Annotated in this window: 22 protein-coding genes; 16 read left to right on the top strand and 6 right to left on the bottom strand. The window is 67.7% G+C overall.

The window, feature by feature from the left end; translation table 11 throughout:
• Positions 1 to 19 precede the first annotated feature (19 nt).
• The 3 genes from KHC27_RS01300 to KHC27_RS01290 form a co-directional block, all read right to left on the bottom strand.
• Positions 20 to 1,357 carry an LLM class flavin-dependent oxidoreductase gene (locus tag KHC27_RS01300; RefSeq protein ID WP_213334075.1) on the bottom strand — a complete coding sequence of 446 codons (1,338 nt, stop codon included), beginning with the start codon at positions 1,355 to 1,357 and terminating at the stop codon, positions 20 to 22.
• 507 nt (positions 1,358 to 1,864) lie between these two features.
• Positions 1,865 to 2,650: an HAD-IIB family hydrolase gene (locus KHC27_RS01295; RefSeq protein WP_213334072.1), complete on the bottom strand. Its 786-nt coding sequence runs from the start codon at positions 2,648 to 2,650 to the stop codon at positions 1,865 to 1,867.
• Positions 2,651 to 2,768: 118 nt separating this feature from the next.
• Entirely contained in the window at positions 2,769 to 3,569 is an 801-nt protein-coding gene (locus KHC27_RS01290) for a MetQ/NlpA family ABC transporter substrate-binding protein (RefSeq protein WP_213334069.1), read from the bottom strand.
• Between the two features lie 516 nt (positions 3,570 to 4,085).
• Here KHC27_RS01290 and KHC27_RS01285 point away from each other — a divergent pair.
• From KHC27_RS01285 to KHC27_RS01265, 5 genes are all read left to right on the top strand, one after another.
• A complete protein-coding gene (locus tag KHC27_RS01285) occupies positions 4,086 to 4,232 on the top strand; it encodes a hypothetical protein (protein WP_246518638.1) in 147 nt (48 codons plus the stop codon).
• A 32-nt stretch (positions 4,233 to 4,264) separates the two neighbouring features.
• On the top strand, positions 4,265 to 5,449 hold the full coding sequence (locus KHC27_RS01280) for a methionine ABC transporter ATP-binding protein (RefSeq protein WP_213333944.1): 1,185 nt from the start codon (positions 4,265 to 4,267) through the stop codon (positions 5,447 to 5,449).
• 4 nt (positions 5,450 to 5,453) lie between these two features.
• Entirely contained in the window at positions 5,454 to 6,119 is a 666-nt protein-coding gene (locus tag KHC27_RS01275; RefSeq protein WP_213334111.1) for a methionine ABC transporter permease, read from the top strand.
• A gap of 24 nt (positions 6,120 to 6,143) precedes the next feature.
• Positions 6,144 to 6,929, top strand: coding sequence for a MetQ/NlpA family ABC transporter substrate-binding protein (locus KHC27_RS01270; protein ID WP_213333943.1), 786 nt, complete (start codon positions 6,144 to 6,146; stop codon positions 6,927 to 6,929).
• 77 nt (positions 6,930 to 7,006) lie between these two features.
• A complete protein-coding gene (locus KHC27_RS01265; protein WP_213334067.1) occupies positions 7,007 to 7,456 on the top strand; it encodes an RrF2 family transcriptional regulator in 450 nt (149 codons plus the stop codon).
• Positions 7,457 to 7,758: 302 nt separating this feature from the next.
• Here the strand turns inward: KHC27_RS01265 and KHC27_RS01260 are convergent, their stop codons facing one another.
• Complete coding sequence (locus KHC27_RS01260) at positions 7,759 to 9,798, bottom strand: sigma-54-dependent Fis family transcriptional regulator (protein WP_213334065.1); 2,040 nt, start codon at positions 9,796 to 9,798, stop codon at positions 7,759 to 7,761.
• A gap of 60 nt (positions 9,799 to 9,858) precedes the next feature.
• On the opposite strand from KHC27_RS01260, the gene KHC27_RS01255 reads away from it, so the two are divergent.
• From KHC27_RS01255 to KHC27_RS01220, 8 genes are all read left to right on the top strand, one after another.
• Positions 9,859 to 10,911: an NAD(P)-dependent alcohol dehydrogenase gene (locus tag KHC27_RS01255; RefSeq protein WP_213334063.1), complete on the top strand. Its 1,053-nt coding sequence runs from the start codon at positions 9,859 to 9,861 to the stop codon at positions 10,909 to 10,911.
• A 562-nt stretch (positions 10,912 to 11,473) separates the two neighbouring features.
• The gene (locus KHC27_RS01250; RefSeq protein ID WP_213334061.1) at positions 11,474 to 13,144 is read left to right on the top strand and encodes an aromatic/alkene/methane monooxygenase hydroxylase/oxygenase subunit alpha; all 1,671 of its coding nucleotides are present in this window, start codon (positions 11,474 to 11,476) and stop codon (positions 13,142 to 13,144) included.
• Between the two features lie 71 nt (positions 13,145 to 13,215).
• On the top strand, positions 13,216 to 14,400 hold the full coding sequence (locus KHC27_RS01245; protein WP_246518652.1) for a 2Fe-2S iron-sulfur cluster-binding protein: 1,185 nt from the start codon (positions 13,216 to 13,218) through the stop codon (positions 14,398 to 14,400).
• Between the two features lie 65 nt (positions 14,401 to 14,465).
• A complete protein-coding gene (gene groEL / locus KHC27_RS01240; RefSeq protein ID WP_213334059.1) occupies positions 14,466 to 16,097 on the top strand; it encodes a molecular chaperone GroEL in 1,632 nt (543 codons plus the stop codon).
• Positions 16,098 to 16,231: 134 nt separating this feature from the next.
• Positions 16,232 to 16,912, top strand: a complete 681-nt coding sequence (locus KHC27_RS01235; protein ID WP_213334057.1) for an aquaporin — start codon at positions 16,232 to 16,234, stop codon at positions 16,910 to 16,912.
• 154 nt (positions 16,913 to 17,066) lie between these two features.
• Positions 17,067 to 17,564 carry a hypothetical protein gene (locus KHC27_RS01230; RefSeq protein ID WP_213334055.1) on the top strand — a complete coding sequence of 166 codons (498 nt, stop codon included), beginning with the start codon at positions 17,067 to 17,069 and terminating at the stop codon, positions 17,562 to 17,564.
• Positions 17,565 to 17,655: 91 nt separating this feature from the next.
• A complete protein-coding gene (locus KHC27_RS01225; RefSeq protein WP_246518650.1) occupies positions 17,656 to 19,713 on the top strand; it encodes a sigma-54-dependent Fis family transcriptional regulator in 2,058 nt (685 codons plus the stop codon).
• Between the two features lie 43 nt (positions 19,714 to 19,756).
• Positions 19,757 to 20,224 (top strand): hypothetical protein, encoded by a 468-nt coding sequence (locus KHC27_RS01220; protein WP_213334050.1) that lies wholly within the window; start codon positions 19,757 to 19,759, stop codon positions 20,222 to 20,224.
• 12 nt (positions 20,225 to 20,236) lie between these two features.
• Here the strand turns inward: KHC27_RS01220 and KHC27_RS01215 are convergent, their stop codons facing one another.
• Positions 20,237 to 20,509: a hypothetical protein gene (locus KHC27_RS01215; protein WP_213334048.1), complete on the bottom strand. Its 273-nt coding sequence runs from the start codon at positions 20,507 to 20,509 to the stop codon at positions 20,237 to 20,239.
• Between the two features lie 87 nt (positions 20,510 to 20,596).
• Between KHC27_RS01215 and KHC27_RS01210 the strand changes: the two genes are divergently transcribed.
• Positions 20,597 to 20,902, top strand: a complete 306-nt coding sequence (locus tag KHC27_RS01210; protein WP_213334046.1) for a hypothetical protein — start codon at positions 20,597 to 20,599, stop codon at positions 20,900 to 20,902.
• A gap of 36 nt (positions 20,903 to 20,938) precedes the next feature.
• Positions 20,939 to 22,078 (top strand): WD40 repeat domain-containing protein, encoded by a 1,140-nt coding sequence (locus KHC27_RS01205; RefSeq protein WP_213334044.1) that lies wholly within the window; start codon positions 20,939 to 20,941, stop codon positions 22,076 to 22,078.
• Here KHC27_RS01205 and KHC27_RS21445 read toward each other — a convergent pair.
• Positions 22,050 to 22,898, bottom strand: a complete 849-nt coding sequence (locus tag KHC27_RS21445; RefSeq protein WP_246518648.1) for an MFS transporter — start codon at positions 22,896 to 22,898, stop codon at positions 22,050 to 22,052. The genes KHC27_RS01205 and KHC27_RS21445 overlap by 29 nt on opposite strands.
• On the opposite strand from KHC27_RS21445, the gene KHC27_RS01190 reads away from it, so the two are divergent.
• Positions 22,864 to 23,247 carry a hypothetical protein gene (locus tag KHC27_RS01190; RefSeq protein ID WP_213334040.1) on the top strand — a complete coding sequence of 128 codons (384 nt, stop codon included), beginning with the start codon at positions 22,864 to 22,866 and terminating at the stop codon, positions 23,245 to 23,247. The genes KHC27_RS21445 and KHC27_RS01190 overlap by 35 nt on opposite strands.
• Positions 23,248 to 23,427: the final 180 nt, after the last annotated feature.

Here is a 23,427-nt window from a genome sequence, read left to right as displayed (position 1 = left end):
TCTCGGGCGCGAGGCCGGTTCAGGCCGAGCGGGCGTAACGGCTCTCGGGGCGGGCCAGGCCGTAATGGTCGCGCAGGGTGCGACCGGCATAGGCGGTGCGGAACAGGCCGCGCTGGCGCAGGATCGGCACCACCTCGTCGACGAACTCGGCCAGACCCGTGGGGATCACGGCCGGCATGATGTTGAAGCCGTCGGCCGCGCGATTCTCGATCCAGAGCTGGATATGATCGGCCACCGCCTTCGGCGTGCCGGCGAGCACCTTGTGCCCTCGCCCCCCGGCGAGGCGGCGCAGGAGCTGGCGCAGCGTCGGGCGCTCACGCTCGACCAGGGTGAGGATCACCTGCGAGCGGCTCTGCGCCCCCTGCACGGTCTCGGGCCTGGGGAACGCATCGAGGGGGATTTCCTCGTCGAGCGGAAAACCGCTGAAGTCGAAGCCGTCGAAACGCTGCGAAAGGTGCTTGAGACCGACCACCGGGAGGGTCAGGTCGTTCAATGCCTCCTCATGGGCGCGCGCTTCCGCCTCGGTGGAGCCGAGGATGGGGGACAGGCCGGGCAGAACCTTGACGCTGTCGGGGTTGCGGCCGAAGGCAAGGGCGCGGCTTTTCACATCCGCGCAGAAGGCCTGCGCGTCGGCGAGATCCTGCTGCGCGGTGAAAATGGCCTCGGCGTAACGGGCCGCGAAGCTGCGCCCGCTCTCGGACGAGCCGGCCTGAACGAGCACCGGCCGGCCCTGCGGCGAGCGCGGCAGGTCGAGCGGCCCGCGCACGCGGAACTCCTCGCCGGCATGGTCGATCGGGTGGATGCGGTCCGTGTCGGCATAGACGCCCCGCGCACGGTCATGCACCCGCGCATCATCTTCCCAGCTGTCCCACAGCTTGGTCGCGACCTCGACGAATTCCGTCGCGCGCCGGTAGCGGTCGGCATGGGCGTTGCGCTGGGCGAGGCCGAAATTGCCCGCGGCTTCCGCCGACCACGAGGTGACGATGTTCCACCCGGCGCGACCCTGGCTGATGTGATCGAGCGAGGCGAACTGCCGGGCGAGGTTGTAGGGTTCGTTATAGGTCGTGGAGGCGGTGCCGATCAGTCCGATGCGTTCGGTGGAGCCGGCGAGGGCGGAGAGCAGCGTCAAGGGCTCCAGCTTGCCCTGCGCGACATGCTTCACGCTGCGTCCCAGCGCCAGCTGGTCGGCCAGGAACAGCGAATCGAACCCGCCGCGCTCGGCGATCGCCGCCGTCTCGCGATAATAGGCGATGTCGGTCAGCCGTTCGGGTTGCGTCGAGGGGTGCCGCCACGAGGCCTCGTGATGGCCGGTGGTCGGCACGAAGACGTTCAGATGGATGTCGGTGCGTGTGGTCACCGTGAGATCCTGGTCAGCGGAAACAAACGGGGCTCGGCAGCCGGAGCCTGGGAACGGCGACTGTGGCCGACCTGTTCGAGCTATCCTAGGGAAATTATTCTAATTGTCTATCGATATAATATATATTGAGGTTTGGGGCTGTTGGGCGGACATGGCAGCAGGTCTCGCCGCAACCATTCGGCGGCGTAGCGGCAGCCCGGCGAGGAGGCGAGAAAGCTGGCGACACGCACGGAAGGTATGCCCGCGACGGCAGAGGCATGCCGGAATCCGGCGGGCCGACGATGAGTGCGTCCGGCATGGAAAGGGCGCGGGGTGGGAGCCCGGCTCCGGAAAGGCGGAGGGTGGTGCGAGGCGCCCGTCTTCGGCTGACGCGGCCACTGGCCCGCCTACACCGTGCCGGCGAGGTTGACGGCCGGCACGCCGACCGTGTTGCCATACTCGGTGTTGATCGGGAGAGGTGGCCTGCGATCCTTTCAGCGCGGTGAGGCCGCTCGCTTTGACCGGTGGTCAGCCGCCGCGGGCGCGGATCACCGCGTCCGCCGCCTCGACGAAGCCGCTGCCGCCGGGCCCTTCGGTGATCCAGGCGGGAGGCGTCGGAATCTCGTGGAGATATCGGGTCACCGTGCTGACCCCGACGCTCTGGCGGAAGAAGCTGAACATCGGCGCGTCATTGGTGGAATCGCCGACATACAGCACCGCCTCATTGCTGGCGGCGATATCGAGCCCATGGGTCTGCGCGAGCACGCGGCGCGCCATGGCGAGCTTGTCATAGGCGCCGATCCAGCCGAGCACCCACAGATTATTGACCGTGGTGGTGGCGCCGGCCTTCCTCAGGCCAGCGACGAGCGCGGCGCGTTGCTCTTCGCTGTCCGGCTGTGCAAAGGCAAGGCTGGTCAGCCGGAAGGGCTGGTCCTCGGCAAATCGGGCGAAGCGCAGCCGCGCCTGCACCTCGTCTCCAATCCGCACGAGCTGGGCGGTGACCGCCGCGCGGCTGTCGGTGCCATGCCAGAAGTCGCGCACCAGGCCATGGCCTGTGGCGTCGCGCCGGAAATGCAGCCCGCCATTCTCGCCGATCACCCCGTCGACCGGCCACATGCGGGCCATCTGGTCGCACCAGCCGGCCGGCGCCGCGGTTACCGGGATGACGGTGACGCCCGCCTGTTGCAGCCGTTCCAGTGCGTCATAGGTCGCCGCACCGAGGCGGCCGTTGAAGGTCAGGGTTTCGTCCATGTCGGTGAGGACGAAGCGCACCCCGCGGAAATGGTCGGTGGCGGCACGGTCCAGTGGCTGCATTCCGGTCTCGCATGGTGTTCGTGCTGCTCAGCATGACGAAAGGCCGGGCGGGGGATGCCCGCTCGGCCCTGATTCCGCGGTGATGGTGACGACTCCATCCCCGGGCGCTCATCCGGCCTCACCAGGCGGGCAGCACGGCGCCCTTGAATCGGGTTTCGAGGAAGTCCTTCACCTCGGGCGACTGATAGGCCTTCACCAGCTTGACGATGACGGGCTTGTTCTCGTCTCCGGCGCGCACGGCGATGAAGTTGCCATAGGGATTGTTGGTGCGGCTTTCCTGCACCAGGGCGTCCTTGCGCGGGTCGAGCTTGGCGCCGAGGGCGTAGTTGGTGTTGATCACCGCGCCGTCGAGATCGGGGAGCTGCTTGGGCAGCAGCGCGGCGTCGAGCTCGCGGAACACCACCTTCTTCGGGTTGCCGGTGACGTCGAGCACGGTGGGCAGCAGGCCCTTGCCGGGCGCCAGCGTGATCAGCCCGTTCGCCGCCAGCAGGTTGAGCGCCCGCCCGCCATTGGAGGGATCGTTGGGGATGCCGATCAGGGCGCCTTCCGGCAGGTCCTTGAAGTTCTTCAGCTTCAGCGAATAGAAGCCGATCGGCTCGACGATGGTGAAGCCGGCGGGGACGATCCTGTAGCCGCGGGCGGCGATCTGGGAATCGAGATAGGGCTTGTGCTGGAAGGCGTTGGCGTCGAGATCGCCGCGCGAGAGCGCCTCGTTCGGCAGGGTATAGTCGGAGAAGGCGACGATCTGGATGACGAGGCCATCCTTTGCGGCGACCTTGCTGGCGACCTCGGCGATTTCCTCTTCATCGCCGCCGATCACGCCGAGCTTGATCGTGTCGGCGGCGTGAGCCGGCAAAAGGCCGATGGCGGCGAGCGCAGCACCGAGGGCAGCGCCCAGCAGGCGGTTGGACAGAGTCATAGGGTACTCCTCGAAGGGTGGGGCGCAGCGCGCCGGGGGAGCAGGAGAGCCATGGCGCGGGCATTAGTCTATTAAAGAAATAGAATACTAGATATGCATATTTCGCAGGCGTCGTGCGCATGGAATGTGCAGGCGCAGGCGCAGGCGCCGTGCGCCGTGGGCATGGGCGCACTGGCGCATTAGTCTATTAATTTGCTTTACAATTGGTGCGTGCCCGGCTAGAACGTTCGCGCGGGTGCCCTTGCCGCCCGCCGCGGGATTTGACACCCGGCAGCTTGCGCCGCGTCACCAATGCTAAAGCGCCACGGAGCGACGTCGTGGTCGGGCAACGCGCTTGAGGAGCTGAGCCATGACCATGTGTTGTCGACGTCTCGTACGGCCCTGACCCACCCCTTCGCGTTTTCAGGACAGTGTCCGGCGGACGGCGTCCCGCCGCGGCCGGCCCCGGGGATGAATGAGATGAGCTCCGTTTTCGATGCGGGCGCCGCGGCGCTTCCGTCTGCCGATGAACCCACCTTGGACGAGATCCTCGCCGATCCCATCGTCGCGCTGATCCTGCGCCGCGACGGTCTGACGGCCGGTGCCGTCCGCGCCAGGCTCGACCGCGAGCGCCGGCGCCTGGCGGCCCATCGCGGCGCGCCGGTGCTGCGCTGCGCCGCCTGAGGCCGCGGGCGACCAGGATTGATGCTCAGAGAATGATGCTGCACGACACCATCGCCGCGGCCCTGGATGCGCCGCTCTTCCCCGAGGCGGCCGCCGCCCCGCCTCCGGCGCTTCAGCCGGGAGCGGCGGCGGCGGAGAGGCCCGGCACGCCGGGCGCCCCCTCCGGTGGCGGCGGGGCCTCCATCGTGCTGCGCGATGTCTCCAGGGTCTTTCCCGCGCGGGGCGGCGATGCGCCGGTCGCGGCGCTGGACAGCATCTCCATCGCCATCCCGCAGGGCGAGATCTACGGGGTGATCGGCCGCTCGGGCGCGGGCAAGTCGACGCTGATCCGCACCATCAACGGGCTGGAGCGTCCCACCGGCGGCGATGTCGTGGTCGACGGCGTCGCGATCAACCGCCTGGGGGATGCGGCGCTGCGCGACCAGCGCCGGCGCATCGGCATGATCTTCCAGCACTTCAACCTGCTCTCCTCGCGCAGCGCCTTCGACAATGTGGCGCTGCCGCTGGAGCTGGCGGGCCTGTCGCGGAAGGCGATCGGCGAGAAGGTGCTGGGGCTGCTCGATCTCGTCGGGCTCGCCGACAAGAAGGACCGCTATCCCATCGAGCTCTCCGGCGGGCAGAAGCAGCGCGTGGGCATCGCCCGGGCGCTGGCGACCGACCCGCGGGTGCTGCTGTCCGACGAGGCGACCAGCGCGCTCGACCCCGAGACCACCCGCTCCATCCTGCGCCTGCTGGCCGAGGTGAATGCCCGGCTCGGCGTCACCATCGTGCTGATCACCCACGAGATGACGGTCATCAAGGAGATCTGCCACCGCGTGGGCGTGATCGAGGCGGGCCGGATCATCGAGGAGGGGCTGGTCTGCGAGGTGTTCGCCCATCCCCGCACGACCACCGCCCGCGCCTTCATCGGCAGCCTGCCCGGGCGGGAGGTTCCGCCCGCGCTGGCGGGGCGGCTGCGCGCGGACCCCGCGGGCGCCGCGCAGACCGTGCTGCGGCTCACCCTCACCGGCGCGGCGGCGGGCCAGCCGCTGGTGACCCGGCTGGCGCGCGAGCTGGGCATCGACATCTGCCTGCTCGGCGGCCAGATCGACAGCATCGGCGCGCTGCCTTTCGCGCTGCTCTATGTCGGCGTTCCCGCCGGCGCCTGGGCCGGGGGGCCGCTGCGCGCCCGGCTGGAGGCGGCCGGCGCGACCACGGAGGTGATCGGCCATGTCTGACTGGATCTCGCCCGCCATTCTCAACCTGATCGTCGGATCGACGCTCGAGACGCTCTACATGGTCGCGGTGGCGGCGCTGATCGGCACGCTCGCCGGGCTGCCGCTCGGCATCTTCCTCGCCACCAGCGGCAAGGGCGAGCTGTTCGAGGCGGTGGCGGTGAACCGCGTGCTCGGCGTGGTGGTGAACGCCACCCGCTCCACCCCGTTCATCATCCTCGTCGTCGCCATCATCCCCCTCACCAGACTCATCGCCGGCACCTCCATCGGCACGACGGCGGCCATCGTGCCGCTCGCGCTGGCGGCGACGCCCTTCATCGCCCGCATCGTCGAGGCGGCCATTCGCGAGGTCGACCAGGGGCTGGTCGAGGCCTCGCTGGCGATGGGCGCGACGCCGCTGCAGATCGTGCGGAAAGTCCTTATTCCCGAGGCGCTTCCGGGTCTCGTGCTGGGCGTCACCCTCGCCATTGTCAGCCTGCTCTCCAACTCCGCCATGGTCGGCGCGGTGGGGGGCGGCGGGCTGGGCGATCTCGGCATCCGCTACGGCTACCAGCGCTTCATGCCGGAGGTGATGCTGCTGGTCGTCGTCGTCCTCATCATCCTCGTCCAGGCCGTCCAGTCCCTCGGCGAAACGCTCGCCCGCCGCGTCAACCGCCGCGTGCGTCGGCTCTGACAGACATTCCATTGGAGAAACAGCATGTTGCTGCGTTCGTCGTTTGCGGTTGCCGTCGCCCTGGCCGCCCTGTTCGGGGGCGCTGCCTCGGCGGAGACGATCCGCATCGCCGTCACCCCCGGGCCGCACGCCCAGATCCTCGAGGCGGTGAAGCCCATCGCCGCGGCGCGGGGGCTCGACATCAAGATCATCGAGTTCTCCGACTATGTCGTGCCGAACCAGGCGCTGGATGCCGGGGAGGTCGAAGCGAACTCGTTCCAGAACCAGCCCTATCTCGACAACCAGAAGAAGGATCGCGGCTACAGGATCGAGCCGGTGGCGCTGACGGTGAACTTTCCGCTCGGCGTCTATTCCAGGAAGTGGAAGGCCTGGGATCAGGTGCCGGATGGGGCGATCGTCGCGATCCAGAACGACCCGACCAATGGCGGGCGCTCGCTGCTGCTCCTGCAGGACAAGGGCGTCATCAAGCTGAAGGACGGCGTCGGCTTCAAGCCCACCCCGCTCGACATCGTCGCCAACCCGAAGAAGCTGACATTCATCGAGCTGGAAGCCGCGCAGACGCCTCGCGCGCTGGATGATGTCGATGTGGCGGCGATCAACACCAACTACGCGGTCTCGGCCGGTCTCGATCCGGTGAAGGACCCCATCCTCAGGGAGGAGGCCAAGGGTCCCTATGTGAACCTGATCGCGGTGCGGGCGGGCGACACCGGCAAGCCGTGGGTGAAGACGCTGGTCGAGTCGTATCGCTCGCCGGAGGTGAAGGCCTTCATTCTCGACACATTCAAGGGTGCGGTCCTGCCGTCCTGGTGAGGAACGCAAGGCCACTCGCCGACGCCCCGGACGCGTTCACGCCGCGCCGGGGCGCATGTGCATGAGCGGGGACGGACATGCTGACGAACAAGGGGAAATACGGCCTCAAGGCCATGCTGTTCCTGGCGCGGCAGCCGGATGGCGCCACCGCGGCGGGACAGGATATCGCCGTCGCCAACGGCATTCCGAAGAAGTTTCTCGATGCCATCCTGCTGGAACTGCGCAATGCCGGCATGGTGCGCACCCGCAAGGGCCCCGGTGGCGGCTATGCCCTGGCAAAGCCTCTCGGCGAGATCCGGGTCGGCCACATCATCCGCGTGCTGGACGGGCCGCTGGCGCCGATCAACTGCGCCAGCAAGAGCGCCTATGTGCCCTGCGCCGACTGCCGCGATGTCGAGGGCTGTTCGGTCCGCATCACCATGACCAAGGTGCGCGACGCCATGTCCGACATTCTCGACCGCATGTCGCTCAAGGACATGATCGTCTTCGCCGAGCATCCCGACAATGATTTCATGTATCAGATCTGAGCCTTGGCGACCGGGGGGTGGCGCGGCCTGTCCATGACGGGCGGAGATCCCGGCAAGCGACACTGGAACGATCAGGGCCTCGCCCGCCAATCACCGAGGCGCGTGCCGATCATGTGCATTCTGCCCGTCCGGCACCGGCTTGCCTCACGCGATACCGTACCCCGTACCCCGTACGCCGGAGACGGCAAAGCCAACCGCCTGAGCGAGCTGAAAACCGGATAGACGTCGTGGCCACCGCCGCACAGGCGCAGGGACGGCGGCGGCCGTCGGGGCGGCCGCCGGGGTGGGAGCCGGGGTGGGTGTCAGTCGCCGATGTGCTTGTAGACGGTCGTCCGGGATATCCCGAGTCGGCGGGCCGTCGCCTGGATGTTGCCGCCGCTCTGCGCGTAGGTCTCCCGAATGCGACGGCATCTGGAACTGTCCAGTGGACTGCCGGCACACTGCGCGCAGGTCTGCGCCACCTCGCACGCGGCGTCCTCGCACGACGGCTCGGTGATGCCTCCGGCATCCGCCTCGATCAGGGCGCGCCGCAACCAGGACTGCAGTTCGCGAATGTTGCCCGGCCATGGCCGCCGTCGCAGGCGCTCCAGAACGACGTCGCTTATGGAGGCACCCGGCGCATGCCGGGCCAGCAGATGACGGACGATGGCGCTGAAATCGCTGCGCTCGCGCAGGGGCGGGATCTCGATCGAGAGCCCGTTCAGCCGGTAATACAGATCGGCGCGGAACTGCCGCGCGGCGACGGCGGCGGCGAGGTCGCGATTGGTGGCGGACACGATCTGCACATCGAGCTTCGCGGTTTTCGCGCCGCCGAGCGGGCGCACCTCCATGGTGTCGAGGAACCGCAGCAGCGCCGTTTGCGCGGTGAGCGGAATGTCGCCGACCTCGTCGAGAAACAGCGTTCCCCCGTCGGCCAGGCGGAGGAGACCCGGCGCGCCTTCGCTGCGTGCATTGGTGAAGGCGCCCCGGTCATGGCCGAACAGCTCGGCGATGAACAGCGATTCCGGCACGCCGCCGCAATTGATGGCGACGAACTCGCCGCCACGGCCACTGAGCGCGTGGACGTGGCGGGCCATCAGTTCCTTGCCGGTGCCGGTCTCGCCATGGATATGGATGGCGAGGCGATCGCCGGCGGCCGCCGATAGGCCACGCATCCGCCGCCACAGCAGCGGGTCCTCACAGACGAAATCGGCGGAAGGTGTCGCGGTCGGGGCCGGCAGGCGGCGCACCGCGGGCGCGGGGCTGGACATGACCGGCGGCGCGGCAAAGCGCCGGCACGCGATGTAGAGCATGCTGCCGGCGCGGTCGCGGACACGGGCGATGCCATGGCCGCGCAATTCGTCCACAACGCTGCCAAAGCCAGGCTCGAACAGGGCGTCGAAGGTCTGCCCGGCACCGGCATCCAGCCCGGCGAGCAGCGCGCGCGCCGCGCGGTTGATCGAGACCACCTCGCCCTCCGGCGACAGCGCGACCAGGCCGGCCGACAGGGTGTCGAGATATTCCGCGCGCGGATGCAGGGCCAGCAGCAGCACATCCGACCGGCCATTGGCGATCAGCCCGTTCTCGACCGCCGCCGCCGCCATGCGCACCAGCGCGTGGGTATGTTGCTGGCGCGCCTCGTTGGAGCTCGACGCGTCGAGCAGCCCGACCAACCGATCCTCCGGATCGAAGACCGGCACCGCCATGCAGCTGAGATGACCGTGGCAGGCGAAGAAGTGTTCCCGCCCATAGACCGCGACCGGGCCCCGCTCCACGAGGGCGAGGCCGAGCGCATTGGTGCCGCGCCCACCTTCCAGCCACACGCTGCCCGGCACGATGGAGCGCCCCGCCTCGCTCTCGGCGAAATGCGGGTCGCTCAGCGTATCGAGCAGGACACCGCCGGCATCGGCGAAGGCGATCATGAAATTCGAGCCGGCTATCTGTTGATGCAGAAGCTGCATCTGCGCCAGCGCCAGCCGACGCAGCAGCGCCTGCTCCTCACGCCGCACGCGGACCTCGGCGAAAGGAATGACGGCCTCATCGGGCCGCCGCGTGGGGTCCAGCCCGCCGGCGAGGCAACGTTCCCAGCTCCGCGCCACCTCGGGCGAGAGCGCACCGGCGGGCACGCGCTCCCCCGCTTCCAGCGCGGCGCGCGCGACCGTGGAGGGCGGGTGAGAGAGCGACCGCATGGGCACATCCTCCGTGTGTTCTTGTCGTTTTGCCGCAGGGTCGACGTAAAGCGCGTGGAAAGCAATATCCAGAAACTGGACAGTATTTGACGTACCATGTTCAGGCCGTGCACGCGTAAAACCGTTCGCAACTGCAGTAAGACGTTGGCGAGATGAAGGAATAGCGCGTGGCACGCTTGCTGCGATGGAGTCTCCGACGGCGCCGGGGCCGGTGCTGAAAAAAGGGAGGACGCCATGAAGGCGCAGGTGCTGAAAACCTACGACACGAGTCTCTCCGCCGACCTCTGGGTCGCGGAGGAGAACGTGCCCGATCCGAAGATCGTGAAATCCACCGACGTCATCGTGCGCATCGGCGGCGCCGGGGTGTGCCGCACCGACCTCCACATCATCGAGGGGGTGTGGAAGCCGCATATGGACCCCAATGGCGACCAGCTGCTGCCGCTCATCATGGGACATGAGAATGCCGGCTGGATCGAGGAGGTCGGCAAGGAGGTCGAGGGCCTGAAGAAGGGCGATCCGGTGATCGTGCACCCCAAGATCACCGGGGGCACCTGTCTCGCCTGCCGCCGCGGCTTCGACATGCACGGACCCGGCACGTTTCCCGGTCTCGACTGCGATGGCGGCTATGCCGAGTTCATCTGCACCTCGGAACGCAACATCGTGCCGCTGCCGCGCTCGCTGGCGCCGAAGGACGTGGCGCCCTACGCCGATGCCGGCCTCACCGCCTATCGCGCGGTGAAGAAGGCCACGCGGCACCTGCTGCCCGGCGAGAGCTGCGTCGTCATCGGTGCTGGCGGTCTTGGCCATATCGGCATTCAGTGCCTGAAGGCCATGTGCGCGGCCGACGTGATCGTCGTCGACAAATCGGACGCTTCGCTGGCGCTGGCGAGCAAGAGCGGCGCCGACCAGACGGTGAAGGCCGATGGCAACGAGGTCGAGGCCGTGCTGGCCCTGACGGGCGGCGTCGGCGCCGAGGCCGTCATAGACTTCGTCGGCGAGAAGGGCACCACGGCCAAGGGGCTCGCCATGACGCGCCCGATGGGCAGTTACTACATCGTCGGCTATGGCGAGGACATCAAGATCCCCACCGTCGACCTGATCATCTCCGAGCGCAACATCATCGGCAATCTGGTCGGCACCTGGGCGGAACTTACCGAGCTGATGGCGCTGGCCGATCGCGGCCTCGTCGAACTCGCGACCGCGGAATACAGGCTCGCGGATGCGAACCGGGCGCTGCACGACCTCAACGCGGGCAAGATCCACGGCCGCGCCGTGCTCGTGCCCTGACAGGGGACCGTCGGCGTCTGGTATTCCAGAAGTTATATGATGTGCGCTGCAGCATTCGTGTCGCTTAGGTAAGTAAGAATTACCGACTATTCCGCGACGCAGCATTTTCGCAAAATGAAACACTTTCCGATACGCGATTCGCAAAATAGTTCAGTTCCGTTAATCGCGACGTGACTGGCCGTCGACAAGTCGTTGAAATAGCTGTTGCGACGAATTGGCACGGCACTTGCTACATTACCATTAGAACAATGCTGACATGCCCCACGGGGCAGGCCGCGACAAGAACGAAGGGGAGAAGTCCGGGGAGGCTGCCGAGACGGCGATGAGCCGCTTCGGCGGGTCATGGGGCGGTCAGGTCAGGATCGCCGTCCCGAACCCGTTACGCCAACAGCCGAACCCGGTGCCTTGCACCTTTGCCCAGGCCTTCGACGCCCGCCGCATGCGCGACAGGCGAAGGCCCGCTCATGTCTGAAACCCGGCCGGCCGGGCCGCGCAAAGCGCTGTGCCACGTCTGACGGGAGGAAATTGACCGAGGACTCCGCTCCAGGAGAGGATGGCAAAAATGACAAGTACACTGACCCTCAACAAGATCACGGCGCAGAAGGGCATCTCCGTCGCCGAGGCCGCGAAGAAGATCGCCGATCTCGGATGGAACCCCTCCTATGTGCAGGAGGCGATGACCTTCCCGACCGACTACAAGATCACCAAGGCGCCCAAGGACCCGATGAAGCAGGTGCTTCGTTCCTACTTCCCCATGCAGGAAGAAAAGGACAACCGGGTCTATGGCGCGCTCGACGCGGCGCTGCGCGGCGACATGTTCCGCAATGTGGAGCCGCGCTGGGTGGAATGGATGAAGCTGTTCCTGGCGATCATCCCGTTCCCGGAAATCTCGGCGGCGCGCTCCATGGCCATGGTCGGCCGGCTGGCGCCCGGCGAGGACCTGCGTACCGGCTTCACCATGCAGATGGTCGACGAGTTCCGGCACTCGACGATCCAGATGAATCTGAAGAAGTGGTACATGGAGAACTACATCGACCCGGCCGGGTTCGATATCACCGAGGAGGCGTTCGGCAAGTGCTACGCCACCACCATCGGCCGCCAGTTCGGTGAAGGCTTCATCACCGGCGACGCCATCACCTCGGCGAATGTCTATCTGACCGTGGTGGCCGAGACGGCGTTCACCAACACGCTGTTCGTCGCCATGCCCTCGGAAGCCGCCCGCAACGGCGACTACGCCCTGCCGACCGTGTTCCTTTCGGTGCAGTCGGACGAGAGCCGGCATGTCGGCAATGGCCATTCGATGCTGATGTCGATGCTGAAGGAGCCGGAGAACCATCTCCTGCTGGAGCGCGACATGCGCTACGCCTTCTGGCAGAACCACGCCATCGTCGATGCCGCCATCGGCACCTTCATCGAATACGGCACCACCAACCGCGACAAGAACAAGGAGTCTTACGCGGAGATGTGGCATCGCTGGATCTTCGAGGATTACTACCGCACCTACATGCTGCCGCTGGAGAAGTACGGCATCAAGATCCACCACGACGACGTCCAGACGGCGTGGAAGCGCATCACCGAGAAGCACTATGTACACAAGATCGCGCAGTTCTTCTCGGTCGGCTGGCCGGTGAATTTCTGGCGCATCGAGGCGCAGACCGACAAGGACTTCGAGTGGTTCGAGCATAAGTATCCCGGCTGGTACGCCCAGTTCGGCGAGTATTGGAAGTGGTACGACAAGCTCTCGCACCGCGGCCAGACCAACATGCTGTTCAATACCGACACGGGCTATGTCTACCCGCACCGGTGCTGGAGCTCGATGGTGCCGTGCGTGGTGCGCGAGGACATCGTCACCGACACCATCGACGGCAAGCTGCACACCTTCGCCCATGAGCTCGACCGCTGGACGGCGGTGGAAGCCTTCGCCGGCGAATATCAGGGCCGTCCCACCCCGGCGATGGGCCGCTTCAGCGGCCGCCGCGAGTGGGAGAGCTGCTACCACGACTGGGACCTGGCCGACGCCATCCAGGATCTCGGCTTCGTGCGCACCGACGGCAAGACGCTGGTGCCGCAGCCGCATCTGCGCTTCGAGGAGAAGGAGATGTGGACGCTCGACGATGTGCGCGGGAACATCATCAAGAGCCCGCTCATCACCCTGCGCGAGATGAACCCGGAGCAGCGGGAGAAGCATCTCGCCGACTACCGCGCCGGCTTCACCATCAACCCCTGCAACTGAACATCGGGCGGGACCGGCCTCGCCGGTCCCGCTCGTCCCGATGCTCCAGAACCTAACGGGGAGGTCGCACGATGGGCGACGTCTATACCGTCCGCTTGAATCCGGTCGGCGTCGAATTTGAGGTGGAGGAGGGCGAGACTGTCCTCGACGCGGCCTTCCGGCAGGGCATCGCCTTGCCGCATGGCTGCAAGGAGGGGCGGTGCGCGGCCTGCAAATGCGTGCTGAACGAAGGTGAGGTCGAGCTGAAGCCCTACTCCACCTTCGCGCTGAACGAGATGGAGAGGGACCAGAACCACGTCCTGCTGTGCCGCACACTGGTCTATTCGGACATCGAGGTCGATCTGCTCAACTTCGACGAGGAGATCCTCTCGAAATCCATACCTGTCCGAACCTTCGGTGCGGAAGTGACGCGGGTCGGCGGCGATGCGCGCATCGCCGCCGTGTGGAACCAGCTCGACGGTGTCATGGACCCCGAGCTCGACGAGTCGATCGTCGATCTCGGCTTCGTGGAAGACGTCGTCATTGGCGCCGAGGGCCGCGTGGATGTCGCGTTCCGCCTGCCGACCTACTGGTGTTCCCCCAACTTCGCCTTCCTGATGGCGGACGATATCGGCCAGGCGGTGCGGGCATTGCCGTGGGCGCGGGAGGTTCATCCCCAGCTCAGGGACCACATGTTCGCCGAAGAGGTCAATCGCGGCGCCCATCTCGGCCTCTCCTTCGCCGAGGCGTTCCGCGCGTTCGAGGTGGGCGCCACGCTGGAGGGTCTGCGCGAGACCTTTCTGCGCAAGGCGTTCCAGCGGCGGCAGGAAGCGGTCATTCTCGGCCTGCGGCGCGCCGGCTGGTCGGATGCCGCCATCGTCACGGCGGATCTCGCGACGCTGGATCGCGCCGTGATCACCGACCCGGAAGGCCTGCGCCAGAAGCCGCGCTATTGCGAGATCCTGCTGGCGCGCGGTCTCGCCACCGGGCCGTCCGACCTTGCCTTCGTCACGCTGGAGGGCGAAGCGATTCCGGCCGCCGGCCTGCCGCTGCATCTGCGCGCCCTGCGCGCCGTCCGCATCAACATGGAGGCCAATGGCGCGCTGTGCCGTGGGCTTCTCGACGCGCGCTACGACGAGGGGCCGCGCGAGGCGATGGCTTCGTCCCGTCCGGCTTGCGGTGGCCATGGTGCGTCCGCGGGAGGCTGCGGCAGCTGCGCCCTCCAGACCGCCCCGGCGCCGGCCGCCAGGGACGCCGGCGCATCGCTGGCCATGTGAACGAGGCGGTGACGCCTCGTTCCGATCCGACCTGAACAAGCAAACAAGATGACGAGGAAACAGCCATGGCAAAGATGATCCTGCATGACGGCGAGGCGCGCCGCGCGCTCGCCCGCGGCGTTGGCAAGCTGGCGGCGGCGGTCGAGGCGACGCTCGGCCCCAAAGGCATGAACGCCATGGTCGACAGGCCGATCGGCACGCCCATCGTCTCGCGTGACGGCGTGACGATCGCTTCGGAGATCGAACTGCCCGACCGCTTCGAGAATATGGGCGCGCAGGTGGTGCGCGAGGTCTCGATGCAGACGAACGAAGTCGCCGGCGACGGCACGACCACCGCCATGGTGCTGGCCAACGGCCTCATCCAGAACGGGGTCGCGGCACTGGAGCGGGGCGTCAAACCCGTGGACCTGTGCCGGGGCATCGATACCGCCGTCGACCTTGTGGTCGAGACGCTGAAGGGCCGCGCCCGTCCCGCCTCCGAACGCTCCATGCTGGAAGCGGTAGCAACCATCGCCGCGACCGACCCGCATCTGGGAGGTCTGGTGGCGGAGGCGCTGGACCGGGTCGGCGTCGACGGTATCGTTTCCTCCGATTACGGCCTCACCATCGAGACCACGCTCGATGTCGTGGAGGGGATGTCGTTCGACCGCGGCTACATCTCCCATCACATGGTGACCGATGTGGAGAAGATGGAGGTGGTGCTCGATGAGCCCTACATCCTTCTGACCGATCTGAAGATCCGCACGCCGCAGGAAATCGCCGGCATCCGCAAGGCGGTGGCGGAGACCGGGCGTACGCTCGTCATCATCGCCGAGGAAATCGCGCCGGATGTGGTCGTCACCCTGCTGGGCGACGGCAACCGCGGCAAGGTGCTGGTGGTCAATCCGCCGGATTACGGCCACTGGCGCAAGGCGATGATGGACGATCTCGCCATCATCACCGGCGGCAGGGTCATCGCCCGCGATCTCGGCGGCCGGCTGGAGGAGGTCGGGCTGGACGAACTCGGCACCGCCCGCCAGGTCCGCGCCAGCGCCCGTGAAACCGTTATCGTGCGCGGGGGAGGCAATGCCGAGCAGGTCGCAGCCCGCCGGGCGCAGGTAGCCCGTCAGCACGAGCTTGCCCCGCCCAATATCGAGCAGGACAAGCTGAAGGAGCGCCTTGCCAAGCTCTCCGGCGGCACGGCGGTGATCTATGCCGGCGGCGTGACGCCGGTGGAGCAGAAGCGCACCATCCAGCTCATCGACGATGCGCTGAGCGCGACCCGCGCGGCGGCGGAGGAGGGTATCGTCGCGGGCGGCGGCACGGCGCTGCTGCAATGCGCGCCCGTCGTCGCGGCCCGGCTCGGCAATCTCAATGGCGATGTCGGCGAAGGTATCCGGCTGGTTCGCGAGACCCTGGCCCGCCCGGCGGCGTTCATTGCCCGCAACGCCGGCTACGATCCCGAGACGATCGTCGCCAAGCTGATGGCGGCGTCGGAGGGCGTCGGTTTCGATGCGGCGACCGGCGAGATGGCGGACATGATCGCGGCCGGCATCGTCGATCCTGTCCGTGTCACCTACACCGCGCTGCGCAACGCCGCCTCGGTCGCCACGCTGGTGCTGACCACCAACACGCTGGTCGCCGACATCACCGACTATGTCGACCCGACGGCCGGCCCTGCTCTCGGCGGCGGCGCCGAAAGGCTCGGCCGCGCATGATCATGGCCTCCCGCCGGCGGTCCCCGCCCGACCGGCGGGGCGCCTTCCCGGTGCGCCCGGGAACCCGGAGTACCGACATCAAGCCGGCCCCGTTCTGGCGAGGGCCGACACCATCGCCATCAAAGGAAACGACTATGCGGAAGTATATCGCCGAATTCATCGGCACCTTCACACTGGTGTTCTTCGGTTGCGCCACGGTCATCTTCATGCGCGAGGAGGTCGGGCTGCTCGGTGTCGCCTTTGCGTTCGGCTTGTCCGTCGTGGCCATGGCCTATGCGGTCGGGCCGATCTCCGGCGCCCATCTCAATCCCGCCGTCAGCCTTGGCGCGGTGGTGGCGGGCCGGCTGCCGATGAGCGACTTCCTGGGTTATGTCGTCGCCCAGTTCCTTGGCGGCATAGCGGCGGCAGCGGTGCTCTATGTCATTGCCTCGGGCCGTGTCGGTGGCTTCGACGCCGCCGCCAACGGATTCGCGCAGAATGGCTGGACCAAATACGGCATGCTGTCGGCCTTTCTCTTCGAGGCGACCGCGACCTTCCTGTTCCTCACCGTGATCCTCGGCGCGACCCAGCAGGGCGCTTCCGCCATCTATGCGGGTCTGGTCATCGGCCTCACTCTGGTCGCCATCCATCTCGCCGGCATCGCGGTGTCGGGCGCCTCGGTGAATCCGGCGCGTTCCTTCGGGCCGGCCTTGTTCGCCGGGCCCGCGGCCATGTCGCAGGTGTGGCTCTACTTCGTCGCGCCCTGCCTGGGCGCGGTGCTTGCCGGCGCCCTGTTCCGAATGGGTGTGACGCGGCACGCGCCCGTGCCGGCGTGACCCTGGGTCCCCCGGTCGGCGCCCGCCCTCCGGGGGTAGTCAAGTGACGCTCGATTGGAAGCGTGCTAAAATGGCGCAAACGAAACGAAGCAGATCCCAGACGCCAAAAATCGGGATTTGAATGTCGTATAAAAATAAAGGGGAGGGTGCTTTGGTGTATGTCTTCACCAAGAACGACGGACCTCGGAATGAGGACGTCGCCGCCAAGCAGATGATCGAAAAGAACTGGGGGACGATTGATCGTCTCGCCAATCAGATTTCCGGCGGCCGCTGGCAGGACATAAAGCAGGCGCGCGCTGCCAAAACCTCCGTGGCCGAATACGATCGAAAGAGCTTTGTGGGCTATGTCCCGACTGCACGCCGCGAGGCGATGCAGCCCTACATACGCATCAGCCTGAACAATCGCGTCGTCGTGGTCGATGGGGACACCAACCGGCAGGTGCTGTTCCTTGGCGAGATCCGGTACCGGCCGCACGGGCGGGTTTTCTGCCTCGCCACCCGCGCCAACGGCTTCTTCGATCCGGCGGCGGACGAGGTGCTGGAGGCGCTGGCCGATCTTGATGGGTGTGTGCTCGACGCGAGCGAGGGCGACGAGCCGTTCAAGCAGGAACTGGCACATCGCCTCGGTTTCGCCGAGCCACGGACCGCCTGAGTGACCCCCGCGGGTACGCTTCGCGGTCTTTCGCGCGCGCATATCACTCTGGGCGCGGTTACGGGGCATCGGGATGCAGACGGAAGCGCCTATGAGCAAGCCGCCGCTTGAGCGCCGTTCGCCCGCCCTTCTCTCCCGTCCGAAAGAGGGGGAGGAGGCGGCCGACTACGCCGCCGACGGAGCCGCCTACGACGCCTCGGCGACGATGAAGGCCTGGGAAAGTTTTCTCGACAGGGGGCGGGCGGTCGCGCCCGGCGGGCTGGTCCGCGGTGTCATCGAACGGTCCTGGCAGCGCAGCGCCGTATCGGGCGTCGACCCGCGTGGGCGCGGCAGCGATTTCATCGTCTCTCCCGACGAGGTGGACGGGCTGCGGCGCCACCACGGCGGCCTGCTGCAGGCGGCGGGGAAGACCTTCGAACGTCTCGCCGACATACTCGGCGAGACTGCGACCATGGTGGTCGTCACCGACAACCGCGGCGTCATCATCGACACCGCTGGCGATCCCCATATCGTCGACGCCGCCCACGACATACGTCTGGAGATCGGCGCCAACTGGGGCGAGACCGTCACCGGCACCAACGGCATCGGCACTGCGCTGGTGACCGGCAAGCCGGTCTATGTGCGCGCGGCCGAGCATTTCTGCGAAGGCGTGAAGTCCTGGACCTGCATCGGCGCCCCGATCCGCAACCCGCTCGACGGCAGCGTGATCGGCGTCGTCGATTTCTCGGGTCCGCAGGACATCTTCCGGCGCCACAACATCGCGCTGGGCGTCATGGCGGCGAGCCATATCGAGCTCGCCCTCGCCGACCAGCTGCGGATCGAGCGCATGCACCTGCTCGAACTCTGCCTGTCGCGGCTGCAAGGGGCCGGGCGCGGCGATGGCTATGTCATCCTCGACCGCCACGGCCGGGTGGTCCACCACAGTGACATGGCCGCGGCACGCTGGAGACAGATCAATCCCGGCGGCGAGCTGCGGCTCGGCGAGCAGCTGGTGGACTTCAAGGGCGGCACCTGGCCCGACAATATCGCGGACGTTCCGGGCATAGATACCCGGCGCATGGAGCCCCTGGTGCAGGACGGCACCTTCTCGGGCGCCGTCCTGCTGCTGGGGCCGGCCGGTCACCCGGCGCCGGCGGTTCGGGCGAGCGCGGGTGCGGCGCGGCTCGCACGGACGGCGGCGCGGAAGGCCATCATCGGCGAGAGCGCCGTGCTGCTCGAGGCGGTCGAGCGGGCCGAGCGGGCGGCGCAGGGGCGAAGCACGATCCTGCTGGAGGGCGAAACCGGCGTGGGCAAGGAGCTGTTCGCCAAGCTCATCCACGCGGCCGGGCTTCACACCGGCAAGGAGCCTTTCGTCACCTTCAACTGCGGTGCGGTGTCCAGGGAATTGCTGGGCGGTGAACTGTTCGGTCACGCCCCGGGCGCCTTCACCGGCGCCACCCGCGAGGGACGGGCCGGCCGTTTCGAGATCGCCGATGGCGGGGTCCTCAGCCTCGACGAGATCGGCGAGATGCCGCTCGATCTCCAGCCCTATCTGTTGCGCATTCTCGAGGAGAGCGCGGTGTACCGTCTTGGCGAGGGCCGGCCGCGGCCGATCAATGTGCGGCTCGTCGCCTCGACCAACCGCAACCTCAAGGCAGAGGCGGCGGAGGGACGTTTCCGCAAGGATCTCTATTTTCGCATCGGCGCCGTGAAGATCACCATTCCCCCGTTGCGCAACCGCCATGGCGACATCGGCCTGCTGATCCACCATTTCAACCGGCAGATCGCTGACGCCCACGGGACCGAGCCGCTGCGCTTTCGGTCGGCGGTGCTCGATCTGCTGGAGCGCTATGAGTGGCCGGGCAATGTCCGGGAACTCCGCAACCTGGTCGAGTCGATGTCGCTGATGGCGGTCGACCGTACCGTGGAGCTTCACGATCTGCCGGAAGATTTCGTCGAAGACGCCGTGCGTCTGCATGATCCGGGGGGCGGTCCGGCGGGAACGGGCGATGGCGACGACGAGGTCGCACGGATCGACGATGCCGAGCGACGGCTGATCGAGCGCACGCTCGCCGCCTCGGGTGGCAACACCTCGGTCGCCGCCGATCGGCTGGGTATCTCGCGCAGCACGCTCTATCGCAAGCTCCAGCAATACCGGGCGAGGCACTAGCCGTGGCTGTGGAAGGCGGATGGAACCGAGGGGGGCGGATCAGATGACAAAACGACCCTATAGCCCCGGCGGCGTGCCCCGCTCGACGGAGCTTGCCTCGACCATTCTCGACAAGGCGGAGCGGGACGTGGTCTTCACGCTGCGCATCCGCGGGGAGAGCCTCGACCTGCTCTCGCGTCACTTCCTGGGCTTCATCGAGCGTTCGCTGGAATCCAATGGCGTGCGCTATGGCGATCATCCGCTGCTACGGCTGTTCATCGAGACGCATGGCCGCGAGCTCACCGACTTCGTGGTGAACGGGATGGCCCTGTCGCACCAGATGGATCTCAAGGCGTTCGAGCGGTTCGGCGGGGACGCCACCCATCTGCTGCGGGCCGATGTCTGGGACAGCCTGCGCGGCTATATCGAGAGCGCCGAGCTGCATTTCATGTCCGGCCTCGGCGGCCTGAACGACATCCTCGCCGAAGTCGACGCCCATCGGCCGGACGCCGCAGGAGGCGCCGATGGCTAGGATCGCAGGGGTTCAATGCAGCTTGCCGCGCGGCCCCATGGCGTCGAGCACCCCCAACAGGCTGGCCGGGTTCTCCCGCAGGACCCTGTGCCCGGCGGCCATCAGCGCCTCGCGCGCCTCGTCCGGCAGTGCCCTCAGCGCGTCCTCGGCGATGGCGACGTCCTCACGCGCACCGCTCGCGGCCGCTTGCCGCAGCGCCTTCGTGCAGGCATGGCCGCTGCCGAGCTGGTGGTCGGCGCAGGTGGCGAGTGCGGCGAAGAGTGGCTTGCCGACGATGTCGAACATGGCGGCCATCATCATGGATAAGCGGGGCGGCATTATCCGGTCCGACAGGGTGCCATGTCCAGCCGGTCGGCATCGGGCGGAGGGGGCGTGGTGACGGACTCGCAACAACTGCGCTCCCTGCTCGGAGAGCGCCTGGAGATCGTGCAGGAGATCGCTCGCCTGAATGCGCGCCAGCTCCAGAACCGGCAGATCTTCAGCGGCTTCGAACTGGAGGTGATGCTGTGCGAGCGCGACCTGTCGCAGGCCGGGGATATGGCGGCCGTGGCGGACCGTCTCGAACGCGCCCGCGCGCAGCGCGACACGGCCGAAGCTCGGCTCGCCGAGGACGATAGCGAACTCATGGAATGGCATAGGCGGCTCGACGCCGTGGACCGCCGGATCAGCGCAAGCTGAGCCGGTTGGCCGGGCATCGCCAAGGGAGCACAAGCAATGAGCACGACGGAAGCCGAGGCATCGCCACTCTTCGCACTGCTGGCGCGGCAATGGGGTCTGGAGGTGGAGGTGCACGCCGGCGCTTTCGCCCGGGATGGCGCCAGCCTTGCCTTCGCGCTGGCGGACGGCACGCTCGCCCTCGTCTCGATGGACGATCCTGAAGCGGCTGGAACGCGCTGGCGCATGTCGATCGAGAACGGCCGCTCCACGATCTCCCCGCGCGCCCGCCCGGTGGCGGCGCCGACAAGGCTCTCGGTGGGCGAGGGGCCGTTGCGTCTGGCGGCCTTCGGTCCGTCAGGTTTCCTGGTTGGCGATGCCAACGGACGGCTGGTGCGCGTCGCGGCCGATGGCGCGCCGCGGGTGGTGGTCGAACGCGGCAGCACGGGGGTCGACGCCATAGCGCCCTCCGCTGCGGGCGACGGCACCGCCTGGGTCGCGGCGGGCGGCAGCGTCGCGCGCCACGATCCCGATGGCGACACGGCGCGGGTAATGGCGCGCTATGAGGGCATCGCGCGGGTGGTCGCGCCCTCGCCCGACAGCGGAAGGGTGGCGCTCGGCTTCGAGGCGAGCCTGTCCATCGTCGACGTGCACGACACGGCCGGCGAGCGGTTCGAGATCGAGGTCGGGCCGGTCGAGGCCCTGTCCTGGTCGCCGGACGGCCGCCGGCTGGCGGCGGGCTTGCTCGATGGCGGCATCGCCCTGATCGGTACGGCGGACCGGCGCGTGCTCCGGCTGCCGGACTATCCCGCGCCGGTGCGCACGCTCGACTGGAGCGCCGATTCCCGGCACCTCGTCACCGGCGGCGCCTTCCGCGCCATCGTCTGGACGATGGGGGAGGGCGGCGCGCGGCCCAGGACCCTCGAGACCGGCCGTTCCGGTTTCGTCGCGGTCGAGGCGGCGCGGCTGAATCCCCAGTTGCCGCTCGTCGCTGCCGGCTATGAGAACGGCATGATCGTGGTCATGGCCCTCGGCCATCGCGACGAACTGGTCGTCCGCGCCCCGGCGCCGGGCGGCCTGCGCGACCTCGGCTGGTCGTCCGACGGCGAGCACCTCGCCTTTCACACGGCTAAAGGCTGGGCGGGGGTGATCGACCTGCCCGCGCACATGTTCAAACAGATCGACAGGAGGACAGCATGACGTCGCCCGACACGACCGCCGAAAGCAAGGACAGGTTCTTCGAGGAAATCGCCGCCCTTGCCGAGCGGATGATCGCCGAGCACGGCCGCGAGTTCACCATGGGCGCCTTCGTCCTCGCCGCCCGCTTTATCGCGGAGAAGAAGGATTTTGGCGTTGCCCAGTTCAAGCCTGCGAACTGACTCCGGCGTGTCGGACCGACCCCTCGGCAGGCGGTGTCGGCAAGTCTGGAGTTTCGCCCGCCTTCGACGGGGGAGATGACGATCGACCGGGTGGTCTGTTGCCAACCCGCTTGCCGTGATCGACCATCCCGAACTCCCGGCTGCCTCGGGCGAAGCCGGGCTGCCTCGGGCGCGCCCTTCGGCGACCGCATCATGCATCTAGTGCAGCGCGGCTGCGCGACCTCGCCCGGCAGCGTGCGCACGCCGAGCAGGACGATCAGCGCGGCGACCACCAGAAGCAGGCAGGCGGCGGCAAAGGTGCCGGTCACCCCATCGACCGCGAGGATCGCACCGCCACCGGCCGCTCCTACCGAGATCGCCAACGGGACGGACGCGCCGAACAGGCCGCCGGCGGTCTCGGTCTGGTCCGGCACCGCGCGGGTGCGCCAGCTTGACCATGCGACCGGAACGCCGCCGAAGGCAAAACCCCAGAGGGCGAACAGCAGGGTATGCACCGCTGGATCCGCCTGAAGAGTGACGAGGGCGAGACCCAGCGCTGCCATCAGCAGCGGGGTGCCGAGCAGAGCCGCTTTCAGGCTACGCTCGATCAGCGTGCCAGCCGCCGGCGTGCCGAAGAAGTTCGCCAGTCCGAAGCCGATCATCCTCGGCTTCGTGCTCGGCAAGGTGATGGCGGTGAACCTGCGCAACGCGCTGGCAATTGGTGGCGGCGAACCCAGCATCCTGTTCCAGAGCCCTATCTCGCTCATTTTGTGGGCGCTGGCGATCGTCGTCGCGGTGGGGCCGTGGGCTCTGCACCGGGGGGCTCGCCGGAGCAGGTCGCCGGGCATGATCGAGGGACCGGTTCAGCCCCTGCTTCCGAGGAGCGTCGATTTCCCGACCACCGCAGAGGCCGTGCCGTGCTGCCCCGCGCGCCGGCCGAGGTTCGGAACGGGTTCACCTGCGGCGGTTCGGGCCATTCCGGCAACAGCGCCCGGCGGACATCGTGTTTGATCGGAAGGACGTAGGCCTCGGGAGTGTAACGTCGCCCGGGGCCGACCGGCGTGCCGGTCTGGCCGTCGGCGGTTCCTGCTGCGGCAATGGCGTATTGTCCACGGCGCGGGCAAGGGGCCACTCGGGTACGCGGCAGGCGGCGCGGCTATTGGTCGGCCGGGCCGCCCGCGCTATCGTTCG

It is taken from the genome of Ancylobacter lacus (genome assembly GCF_018390635.1).
GTDB lineage: Bacteria > Pseudomonadota > Alphaproteobacteria > Rhizobiales > Xanthobacteraceae > Ancylobacter > Ancylobacter lacus.
This window is presented reverse-complemented; position numbering and strand designations above follow the sequence as displayed.

Coding starts and splice junctions, on each gene's coding strand:
- KHC27_RS01295 (WP_213334072.1), bottom strand. CDS start 2,650: ATGCAGCCACTGGACCGTGCCGCCACCGACCATTTCCGCGGGGTGCGC.
- KHC27_RS01290 (WP_213334069.1), bottom strand. CDS start 3,569: ATGACTCTGTCCAACCGCCTGCTGGGCGCTGCCCTCGGTGCTGCGCTC.
- KHC27_RS01280 (WP_213333944.1), top strand. CDS start 4,265: ATGATGCTGCACGACACCATCGCCGCGGCCCTGGATGCGCCGCTCTTC.
- KHC27_RS01270 (WP_213333943.1), top strand. CDS start 6,144: ATGTTGCTGCGTTCGTCGTTTGCGGTTGCCGTCGCCCTGGCCGCCCTG.
- KHC27_RS01265 (WP_213334067.1), top strand. CDS start 7,007: ATGCTGACGAACAAGGGGAAATACGGCCTCAAGGCCATGCTGTTCCTG.
- KHC27_RS01255 (WP_213334063.1), top strand. CDS start 9,859: ATGAAGGCGCAGGTGCTGAAAACCTACGACACGAGTCTCTCCGCCGAC.
- KHC27_RS01250 (WP_213334061.1), top strand. CDS start 11,474: ATGACAAGTACACTGACCCTCAACAAGATCACGGCGCAGAAGGGCATC.
- KHC27_RS01245 (WP_246518652.1), top strand. CDS start 13,216: ATGGGCGACGTCTATACCGTCCGCTTGAATCCGGTCGGCGTCGAATTT.
- groEL (WP_213334059.1), top strand. CDS start 14,466: ATGGCAAAGATGATCCTGCATGACGGCGAGGCGCGCCGCGCGCTCGCC.
- KHC27_RS01235 (WP_213334057.1), top strand. CDS start 16,232: ATGCGGAAGTATATCGCCGAATTCATCGGCACCTTCACACTGGTGTTC.
- KHC27_RS01225 (WP_246518650.1), top strand. CDS start 17,656: ATGAGCAAGCCGCCGCTTGAGCGCCGTTCGCCCGCCCTTCTCTCCCGT.
- KHC27_RS01220 (WP_213334050.1), top strand. CDS start 19,757: ATGACAAAACGACCCTATAGCCCCGGCGGCGTGCCCCGCTCGACGGAG.
- KHC27_RS01215 (WP_213334048.1), bottom strand. CDS start 20,509: ATGTTCGACATCGTCGGCAAGCCACTCTTCGCCGCACTCGCCACCTGC.
- KHC27_RS01205 (WP_213334044.1), top strand. CDS start 20,939: ATGAGCACGACGGAAGCCGAGGCATCGCCACTCTTCGCACTGCTGGCG.
- KHC27_RS21445 (WP_246518648.1), bottom strand. CDS start 22,898: ATGATCGGCTTCGGACTGGCGAACTTCTTCGGCACGCCGGCGGCTGGC.